We start from the raw sequence: 9065 nt of genomic DNA, 5'->3' as shown, positions 1-9065 counted from the left end.
ACCCGCCTTCAAGGCGGAACCGCAACTTCAATCTGTGACTTAAACGCCTCGCGCGCTAGCGCGTACACCGAAGTTTCAGAGTGAGAAGAAAAGCCGCGTTCCGCCTACGGCGGAAGGTGGAATGCGCTTCGCTTATTCCACCCTACGGGGTTCCGCTTCCAAGATAAGTTCACCCGAAATCCAAATTCATCGAAGCCTGGATTCCGGCTTTCGCCGGAATGACGATGTTCGGAGAGTGGTGCGGAAGAGCGCCTACGTCGTCTCATCCCCGGCAATATGCAGCGCATGCTCATGCCCATACTTCTGCCGCAGCCAGCGCAGCTGGAAGGTGTACTGCGCCGACCGTGCAAGGTCGCGCAGGTACCAGGCATTGACGGAGCCGCCGACCAGGGCGCCGATCACCGGCAGGGACTCGCCGGCCTTGCGCCAGCCCAGGTTGCGGGCCAGGCTCTTGCCGAGGTTGTTGAGGCTGAAGGCGACGCTGTCCTTGGCCAGTTCGCGCTGGGCGGCGCGGCTGACGCCGTCCACGCCGGCCTCATGGTCGATGGTGTCGTCGACTTCGCCGACGGAGTCGATCGCGGCCAGGGCGGCGGCTTTTTCCTGCATCGAGTTGGCCGAGGCCAGGGCGAACACGGCCACCGGCAGGCGGCGGCGTTCCGGCGCGGCGAGGTCTTCGCCGTAGCAGAGGCCGATGCGGTGGATGGTGCGGAAGGTCAGGGTCAGCAGGGTCGGCAGATCGGCGATCAGGCCGAGGCCGCCGGCGAGGCCGAATACGGCACCACTGCCCCCGGCCATCATGGCCGCGCGGCGACTGACCTGCTGCGCCAGGCGGTCGCAGATTTCGAGCTCCACAAGGCGCAGATCTTCGATGTGGGCGACGCCGCCGCGCTTGAGGATGGAGCGCCGGTCAGTGATCCGCACGGCGGTGGCATGCACCGCGTCCAGCGCCAGCCGCAGGGCCAGGGTCGGCACCATCTTCTCGGCGGCATTGGCCAGCGGGCCGGTGGCGTGGCCGATGGTGCGGGTGGCGAGGCCGGGCTGCTGGCCGCGCCAGGCGCGGATCAGCGCCAGCTGCTCGTGTTCGTATTCGTTCAGGGGGCTCATCGTGTCGCAGGTCCTTTTTGTATGCAGCATACCCTTTGACCGTGACAATCATAAAATGACGCATGTGCCTCATTTCCTTCGCCTGGGACGCCCACCCCGACTACGTGCTGGCGCTCGCCGCCAACCGCGACGAGTTCCATGGCCGGCCGACCGCGCCGCTGGCGCAGTGGGCGGATGCGCCCGAGGTGGTGGGCGGCCGCGACCTGCGCGAGGGCGGCAGCTGGCTGGCGCTGTCGGGCAAGGCGCGGCTGGCGGCGGTGACCAATGTGCGCGAACCGCACCTCGCTCCAGCGCCGCGTTCGCGCGGGGCGCTGGTCAAGGATTTCGCCATCGGCGACGTCCCGGCAGCTGAAGAGGCGGCGCGGATCCATGCCGCCCGCGACGCCTACGGGCCGCACAACCTGTTGCTGTGGGACGGCGCGCAACTGGTTTTCGTCAGCAACCGCAACGAAGCCCGGCCGCGGCCGGTGCAGCCGGGCATCCATGGCATCTCCAACGGTCCCTATGACGCACCCTGGCCGAAGACGCTGCAGCTGAGCGCACGCCTGGGCGACTGGCTGTCGGCACAGGACGGCACTGCGGACGCAGACATCACCCCCCTGCTGGAAGCCCTGGCCGACGAGCGCAAGGCCGGTGATGCCGAACTGCCGCAGACCGGTGTCGGCCTGGAGATGGAACGCATGCTGGCCCCCGCCTTCATCCGCAGCGAACGCTACGGCACCCGCGCCAGTACCGTGCTGCTGATCCGGCGCGACGGCCGCGCCACGCTGTTCGAACGCAGCTTCGGCCCGGACAAGCAGCCGCTCGGCGATGTGTGCCTGGAGCTGACGCTGTCCGCGCCCGGCACGGTCCCGCCATGAACAAGAAGAAGAGGAGAGACAGACAATGAGCGACTTGCGCGACAGGCTGCCGCCGGACGACTACATCTGTGCGCGCTTGCGCCGGATCGAGGTGGAGGTGCAGGTCGGCCTGCATCCCTGGGAACTGCACCCGGAAAAGCCGACGCGGCTCTGGGTGGAAGTGGAGCTGTACGCACTCAATCCGCCCCGCCGCCCTGCCGGTCTCTACGAAGTGATCGACTACGATCGCGTGCGCAACTACGTCCGCGCCTGGGAGCGGAAGGCGCATACGCCGCTGCTGGAAACGCTGGCGGAGGAGCTGGTGGAGTTCGGCTTCGAGGACGAGCGCGTCGACGCGGTGCGCGTGTCCCTGCTCAAGCCGGACATCTTCAATGAAACGCACGGCGCCGGCGTCGAGCTGTTCCGGCGGCGCCACACGCGCGGCGTGGAAACAGCGGCAGCCGGGAAGAAGCCCGCTGCGCAGAAAGGCAGGAGTGCGAAGAAGGGCAAGTAGCCCGGCGCAGGCTTGCGGGCGGCAGCCCCAATCAGGGCTCGTAGCGCAGGAAGACCAGCGAGGAAAGATGTTCCATTTCCGAACGCTCTTCGACCACCAGGAATTCCTCCTCGATCCGGTAGGACTCGGAAAACTCCCCGATCAGTTCCGTGCCGGCTTCGCTCAGCAAGCCTTTTTCGTCCTCGGTCCCCGTACTGTCGAAAATGTTGCGGACACGGACCACGTCGTAGTCGAGTTCGACCGACACCGCGATCAGCGAGTGCGGCACACGCGACAGCAGCGCGCGTTGCATGGCAAGCATGAGACCTGCTTCTTCCTGCGTCATCTACTTGCACTCCGTCAAACCGGGGATGTTACGTGAGAATGCCGACCCCGTAGTCCCGGACGGCGGCTTTGCCCGTCCGCGTCTTCCGCAGCAACTCTAAAGCAGGCCCTCGCCCCCATCCACCGCCAGCGTGGTACCGGTGATGAACGCCGCCGCGGGACTCACCAGGTAGCGTACCGCTTCGGCAATGGACGCCGCGCCGCCGAGCCGGCCGGCGGGGATCCGCGCCAGATGCGCCCGCTGCGCCGCTTCGTCGACGCTGTCGTCGATCGGCCACAGGATGCTGCTCGGCGCCACCGCGTTGACCCGCACCTCCGGCGCCAGCTCCAGGGCCAGCACCCGGGTGATGGCCTCCAGTCCGGCCTTGGCCGCGCAATAGGGCGCGCGCGCGAAGAGCGGCTTGCGCGCGTAGAGGTCGCTGATATTGACGATGGCGCCCTGCGCCAGGCGCAAGGCCGCGGCGCAGGCCTGGGACAGGAACAGGGGCGCCTTCAGGTTGGTGCCGACGAGGTCGTCGAAGGCCCGCTCGGTAATGCCGCCCAGCGGCGTTTCGTAATAGGTGGAGGCGTTGTTGACCAGCACGTCGAGCCGGCCCCACTGCGCCTCGGCCCGCTCCGCCAGCCGCTCGATCTGCTCTACGACCAGCAGGTCGGCGCCGAGGCTTACGGCGGAGTCGGGTCGCAGCAGGTTCAACTCGGCGGCCAGCACGCGGGCGTCGTCATCCGCGGCGCGATGGTGGATCACGACGTTCATGCCGGCGCCGTGCAGCGTGCGGACGATGGCCGCGCCGACGCGGCGCCCGCCGCCCGTCACCAGGGCCGTGCCGCTCAAGGCCATGCCGCCCTCCTGATCCTCGCGCAATTCCATGGCTGCTCCTTTATCCTGTTATAGCGTGTTTCAGACGCGCCACCCCTAAGGGCCTGTTCATAATCATTTGGTCGCTGTGTCCAAATGATTATGAACAGACCCTAACCATTCTACGGACCTTATCGTGAGCGACCTGCTGCAAGTCATCCTGCTCGGCCTGATCGAAGGCATCACCGAATTCCTGCCCATTTCCAGCACCGGGCACCTGCTCATCGCCGAGCACCTGGGCCTGGGTGCGCGCAGCGACGTGTTCAACGTGGTGATCCAGGCCGGCGCCATCCTGGCGGTGATGCTGATCTACCGCGCCCGCCTGTGGGAACTGACGCGCGGCTTCCACAAGCCGGAAAACCGCGACTACTCGCTCAAGCTGATCGCCGCCTTCCTCATCACCTCGGTGTTCGGTTTCCTCCTGGTCAGCAAGCTGCACTTCAAGCTGCCCGAGGAGCTGGGACCGGTAGCCTGGGCCCTGATCATCGGCGGCGTATGGATGCTGGTGGCCGAATGGCTGGCGGCGAAGAAGGCCGACAGCGCGCGCATTACCTGGACTGTGGCCATCGCCGTGGGCCTGGCGCAGGTGGTGGCGGGCATGTTCCCCGGCACCTCGCGCTCGGGCGCCACCATCTTCATCGCCATGCTGCTGGGCACCAGCAACCGCGCCGCCGCCACCGAATTCGCCTTCCTGGTCGGCATCCCGACCATGTTCGCCGCCAGCGGCTACGAGCTGCTCAAGGCGCTCAAGCACGGCGGTGCCGGCGGCGAGAACTGGGCCGACCTGGGCATCGCCTTCGTCGTCTCCACCATCACCGCGTTCGTGGCGGTGAAGTGGTTGCTCGGCTACATCCGCAGCCATCGCTTCACCGCCTTCGCCATCTACCGCATCGTCGTTGGCGTGGCCCTGCTGGTGTATATGGCCCGGGTGCCGTCGGCGATCTGATCTTTCACCTCCGGGAGATCGCGCCCCTCGCCCCTGCCCCTCGGCCTCCGGGAGAGGGGTTTTCTCAGTAGACCATCGCCGCCGCGTTGAGGATGCCGCCGCAGATGGAGATGGTGGCGGAGAAGATCGCCACCGAGACGCGGTCGGCTTCGATGTGGCGGGTCAGGTCGCGGATCAGCAGGCGCATCATCAGGTAGACCAGCAGCTGCACCACCAGCGCCACCAGGCCCCACAGGAAGAAGTCGAGCAGGCTATCGCCGTGGGCCAGGGCGCTACCGACCGGCAGCACGTAACCGATCAGCGCGCCGCAGAAGCACACGGCGGCGCTGACATTGCCCTCGCGAATCAGCTTGATCTCATGCTGCGGCGTGATCAGCACGTAGACGGTGGCGAAGGCGAAGCACAGCAACGCGGCCAGGCTCCACCATTCGATGAAGGCCGGCAGGTTGCTCAGATATTTGTCCATCGACGATCTCTACTCCGATGATCTTCAATTACTGCTTGACCGCAAACTGTCGCGGCGGCCGCTTTCATCCCAGCCATTCATCGAACAGCCGCCTGCCCCAATAGAGTCCCACACCACTGCCGACGGCGCCGAGTATCACCGCCGCGGGCAGTGCCCACAACGCGCCCAGCCACCAGCCGAACCAGCCCACCGCGGTGGTGCCCATCAAGGCGAACAGGGTGCGCATGGCCGTAAAGCTTGCGTCTACAGCGACATGCAGGCAGCGGCGCGCACGCGCAACACCGCCTCCTGCTCAAAGCGCGTCTTGTAGCGATCGGCGATTTCACCCACGGCGCGCTCGCTCCTGTCATCCACCGGATGCAGCAATTGCAGCACGTGGGTCTGCTCATGGGCAATGCTGCCGTCGGCGTTGCGCCACTGCCCCTGCGCTTCGAGGATGCTGAAGCCCTGCGGAAAGCGCGGCGCGATCTCGTCGCGGACGAAGCCCTCCCATTCCTGTGGCGTGACCGCGCCGCCGTGGACGCGGCCGGTGCCGAAGTACAGCGTGTCCTGGATTGCGGCCTGCTGTCCCGGCGTGCAGAGCGATGCGGGATTGGAGGCGCAGGCCGACAGCAATGCCAGCACCGACATGGCAAGGCGCCTCAAGTGCCGTGCTCCCCGTTGTCCTGGCGGAAGGTGAGCAGCCGCTGGGTGCGCCGCTTCTTCAATTCCTCGCCCACCGCCACGCCGTTGAAGCCGTCCTTGACCACTTCTCCGGCCTGGATCGCGACGGCGGCCTCGCGCGCCGCGCGCAGGTAGGCCACCGGCGGGTAGTCGCAGTTCTCCTGGCCGAGACGGCCGCGCGCATCGCACAGGCAGGCGTCCAGCGCCTGGTCGAAGAACTCGCCGCGCTTGAAGGCGCCGAGCCGCTCCAGCAATTCCAGCAGGGTGGCGGGACGCAATTCGCGCACGCGGTGCACCAGCAGGTGGTCGCGCGTCACCGCCAGGGCCAGGTCGCGCTGCGCATTGGGCACGCGCAGGCGCGCGCAGAACTGCTCCACCAGGGGCAGTCCGCGCATGTCGTGCATGCGGTGGCTGGGCAGTTCCGCCTGCGGCGTCACTGCTTTGCCCAGGTCGTGCAGCAGCGCGGCGACGCGCACCGGCAACGGGAAGCCCAGCCGCGCGCCGACGTCGATGCACATCAGGGTATGCACCAGGGTGTCGACCTCGGGATGGTAGTCGGCGCGCTGCGGCACGCCGGACTGCGCCGCCAGCTCCGGCATCACCCGCGCCAGCGCGCCGCAGTCGTGCAGCACCTGGAAGTAGACGCTGGGCCGGTAGCCTTCCTCGACACGGCCGTCGCCGGAGAGGGCGCGCTCGGTTTCCTTCCATACCCGTTCCGGCACCAGCTCGTCGGCCTCGCCCCGCTGCACCATCTGCCGCAGCAGCTCCATGGTTTCGTCGGCGACGCGAAAACCCATCGGCGCAAAGCGCGCGGCGAAACGGGCCAGGCGCAGGATGCGCACCGGGTCTTCGGCGAAGGAGGGCGAGACGTGCCGCAGGATGCGCGCTTCCAGATCGCGCTGGCCGCCGTAGGGATCGACCAGTGCGCCGTGCTCGTCGCGCGCCATGGCGTTGACGGTGAGGTCGCGCCGGATCAGATCCTCCTCCAGTGTGACGTCGGTGCCGGTGTGGAAGGTGAAGCCGTGGTAGCCGCGCCCGGACTTGCGCTCGGTGCGCGCCAGGGCGTACTCCTCCTTGGTCTGCGGATGCAGGAACACCGGGAAGTCCTTGCCCACCGGCCGGTAGCCCGCGGCGACCATGTCTTCCGGGCTGGCGCCGACCACCACCCAGTCCTGCTCCTTCACCGGCAGGCCGAGCAGGGCGTCGCGCACCGCGCCGCCGACCAGGTAGGCCTTCATTTCGGAGGCGCCGGATCGGGCGCCACCGGATCGGCGAGAACCGGGGCCTGCGTCTGCGCCGGCGGCACCGCCGGCACCGCGATCTGCCCCAGCCAGGCATCGGCCTTCTGCGGCTCGCCGCTGCGGCGCCAGCCGAACACCACCGAATGCCACAGCACGCGCTGCACATAGTCGCGCGTTTCGTTGTAGGGGATGTTCTCGATCCACACCGCCGCGTCACGCGGCGCATCCGGCAGCCAGCGCGTGGCGGCGTTCGGCCCGGCGTTGTAGGCGGCGATGGCCAGCGGCTGCTGGTTGCCGAACAGTTCCAGCAGGTCATGCAGCTCGGCGCTGCCCAGCGGCACGTTGACGTTGGGATCGAACAACTGGCCGCGTGCCGGCGACGGACGCTGCCAGCGCCGCGCCACGCGCTGTGCCGTGTCGGGAATCAGTTGCAGCAGGCCCATGGCGCCGGCGCGCGACACCACCTCGGCGTCGTACAGGCTTTCCTGGCGCAGGATGGCGTAGATCAGGTCTTCAGGCACCTGGGTCAGGGCCACGGCGGCGTGCACCGCGACATCGTACGGCTTCGGATAGAGCAACTGGTAATCGTTGTACACACCCTGCTTGCTGGCGCTGGCGATGGCCTGCTCGTACCAGCCCCAGCGCAGCGCCAGCGGCACGGCCTGCACGCGCCAGGCGGGATCGAGGCCTTCGAGGCCAACCTGCCATTCCACCGCGGCCAGCGACTTGAGATCACACAGCAGCAGCTCGTGCGCGCGCACGAAGGGCGGCTGCTGCGCGATCTGCGTACCGATGGCGGTGTTGATGGCCAGCGGCTGCGGATGCGGGGCGAACGGCTGGCCCAGGCGCGCACTGGACAGTACGGCGTAGTAGTTGTCGTTGGCGGTGAGCTGCACATAGACCGCGCGCGCGGCGGCGGCATCGCCCTGCACTTCGCTGGCGCGCGCCGACCAGTAGCGCCAGCGCGGCAGTTCGCGCTGCGCCGGCGACAGCGTGGCCAGGGCCTGCGCGGTACGCGTCCAGTCGCCGCTCCACAGCGCGGCGCGCACGTTCCACTCCGCGGTGCGCTCGTCGATATCGCCGGGGGCGACGCGGCTGAAATAGGTCAGGGCTTCCGGGCGGCGGCTCCAGGCCGCGCCGAGGGCCAGCGAACGCGCGGCGATGCTGGCGCCGGCCGCATCGAGCTTGCGCGCATCGACCAGCGGCTGGTAGCGCTGCAACGCCGCATCGACATCGGCGCGCGCCAGGCGCTGCCAGCCGTCCAGCAAGGCCGCCGTTTCCACCGGCAGTTCCGGCCCGGCGATCAGGCGATCGATCTCGCGCTGCGGCTGCTCGATCAGCGCGGCCCATTGCCGCAGCGGCGCAGCCATCTCCGCCGGCAGCGTCTTCAGCAGATTCTGCGCAAGGCGCGCATTGCCGGTCGCCAGCGCCAGCCGCGCGCGCTGATCGATCAGCGAGGGCGGCAGCAGCTTGCGCGCGCGCAGCCAGTCGAATGCGGGCTCGCACTCGGCCGGCGTGTCGCGGCCGGTCAGCCATTGCTCGACGATGGCCGGCGCGAGGTCCTTGGTCAGGTTGAGGGCGATGCGCGCCTGCAAGGCATTGCAGCGCAGGGCGGGATCGGAGCCGGTATCGACGTAATGCGTGTTGAACATCGACCAGGACTTGCGCCGCGCCAGGTCGGGCAGCCAGGCGCGGCGCAAGGCGCGCGCGGCCTGCTGGTCGGCGTTGTCCTTGATGAAGGCGGCGATGCGCACGTCGACGGCATTCGGATCCGGCGCCAGGCGCAGGTCGCGCCGCAGCCGCGCCGCTTCGAGGTAGGGATACAGCGGATAGGCCTGCAGCGCCGCGCTGTCCTGCGCCGGCCCCTCGGGCAGCATGGCGCTGGCCGGGGTGTAGGCGCGGAGGAATTCCTGCCGGGCGGCGGCGTAGGCATCGTCATCGGCGCGCGCCAGCAGTGCCGCGCAAAGCAATGCGGGCACGAGCAGCAACGGGGCACGTTTCAGCCGCATGAGGAGATCCAAGCCTGGCAGACCTTGTTTGGAGTGCAGCAGCGGCGGCGAGTTTCCTGCCGCGGCCGGAAAAAGCCGCGGCACACCGCCGCTCACCCGCCCA

Annotated in this window: 11 protein-coding genes; 3 read left to right on the top strand and 8 right to left on the bottom strand. The window is 68.3% G+C overall.

Annotated elements, in window-relative coordinates:
* Positions 1 to 252: 252 nt before the first annotated feature.
* Complete coding sequence (locus BP26_RS0107225) at positions 253 to 1104, bottom strand: EcsC family protein (RefSeq protein ID WP_029919905.1); 852 nt, start codon at positions 1102 to 1104, stop codon at positions 253 to 255.
* Positions 1105 to 1166: 62 nt separating this feature from the next.
* Between BP26_RS0107225 and BP26_RS0107220 the strand changes: the two genes are divergently transcribed.
* Together BP26_RS0107220 and BP26_RS0107215 are read left to right on the top strand one after the other, a co-directional pair.
* Positions 1167 to 1964: an NRDE family protein gene (locus BP26_RS0107220; protein ID WP_029919904.1), complete on the top strand. Its 798-nt coding sequence runs from the start codon at positions 1167 to 1169 to the stop codon at positions 1962 to 1964.
* Positions 1965 to 1989: 25 nt separating this feature from the next.
* A complete protein-coding gene (locus BP26_RS0107215) occupies positions 1990 to 2457 on the top strand; it encodes a dihydroneopterin aldolase (RefSeq protein WP_029919903.1) in 468 nt (155 codons plus the stop codon).
* Between the two features lie 31 nt (positions 2458 to 2488).
* Here the strand turns inward: BP26_RS0107215 and BP26_RS0107210 are convergent, their stop codons facing one another.
* Together BP26_RS0107210 and BP26_RS0107205 are read right to left on the bottom strand one after the other, a co-directional pair.
* Entirely contained in the window at positions 2489 to 2782 is a 294-nt protein-coding gene (locus BP26_RS0107210) for a MafI2 family immunity protein (protein WP_029919902.1), read from the bottom strand.
* A gap of 96 nt (positions 2783 to 2878) precedes the next feature.
* Positions 2879 to 3649, bottom strand: a complete 771-nt coding sequence (locus tag BP26_RS0107205; protein WP_245611739.1) for a pteridine reductase — start codon at positions 3647 to 3649, stop codon at positions 2879 to 2881.
* A 124-nt stretch (positions 3650 to 3773) separates the two neighbouring features.
* On the opposite strand from BP26_RS0107205, the gene BP26_RS0107200 reads away from it, so the two are divergent.
* Entirely contained in the window at positions 3774 to 4583 is an 810-nt protein-coding gene (locus BP26_RS0107200) for an undecaprenyl-diphosphate phosphatase (RefSeq protein WP_029919900.1), read from the top strand.
* 64 nt (positions 4584 to 4647) lie between these two features.
* On the opposite strand, the gene BP26_RS0107195 is transcribed toward BP26_RS0107200, so the two are convergent.
* The 5 genes from BP26_RS0107195 to BP26_RS0107175 form a co-directional block, all read right to left on the bottom strand.
* Entirely contained in the window at positions 4648 to 5049 is a 402-nt protein-coding gene (locus BP26_RS0107195) for a DUF350 domain-containing protein (RefSeq protein WP_029919899.1), read from the bottom strand.
* Positions 5050 to 5113: 64 nt separating this feature from the next.
* Positions 5114 to 5275, bottom strand: a complete 162-nt coding sequence (locus BP26_RS29290; protein ID WP_157572403.1) for a hypothetical protein — start codon at positions 5273 to 5275, stop codon at positions 5114 to 5116.
* 17 nt (positions 5276 to 5292) lie between these two features.
* Positions 5293 to 5694, bottom strand: a complete 402-nt coding sequence (locus BP26_RS0107185; RefSeq protein ID WP_211254855.1) for a DUF3574 domain-containing protein — start codon at positions 5692 to 5694, stop codon at positions 5293 to 5295.
* Complete coding sequence (locus tag BP26_RS0107180) at positions 5691 to 6950, bottom strand: multifunctional CCA addition/repair protein (RefSeq protein WP_029919897.1); 1260 nt, start codon at positions 6948 to 6950, stop codon at positions 5691 to 5693. Before BP26_RS0107180 ends, BP26_RS0107185 begins: the two co-directional genes overlap by 4 nt.
* Positions 6947 to 8962: a lytic transglycosylase domain-containing protein gene (locus BP26_RS0107175; RefSeq protein ID WP_084182881.1), complete on the bottom strand. Its 2016-nt coding sequence runs from the start codon at positions 8960 to 8962 to the stop codon at positions 6947 to 6949. The genes BP26_RS0107180 and BP26_RS0107175 overlap by 4 nt, the downstream gene beginning before the upstream one ends.
* Positions 8963 to 9065: the final 103 nt, after the last annotated feature.

Source organism: Nevskia soli DSM 19509 (assembly GCF_000711955.1).
Taxonomy (GTDB): Bacteria; Pseudomonadota; Gammaproteobacteria; order Nevskiales; family Nevskiaceae; genus Nevskia; species Nevskia soli.
This window is presented reverse-complemented; position numbering and strand designations above follow the sequence as displayed.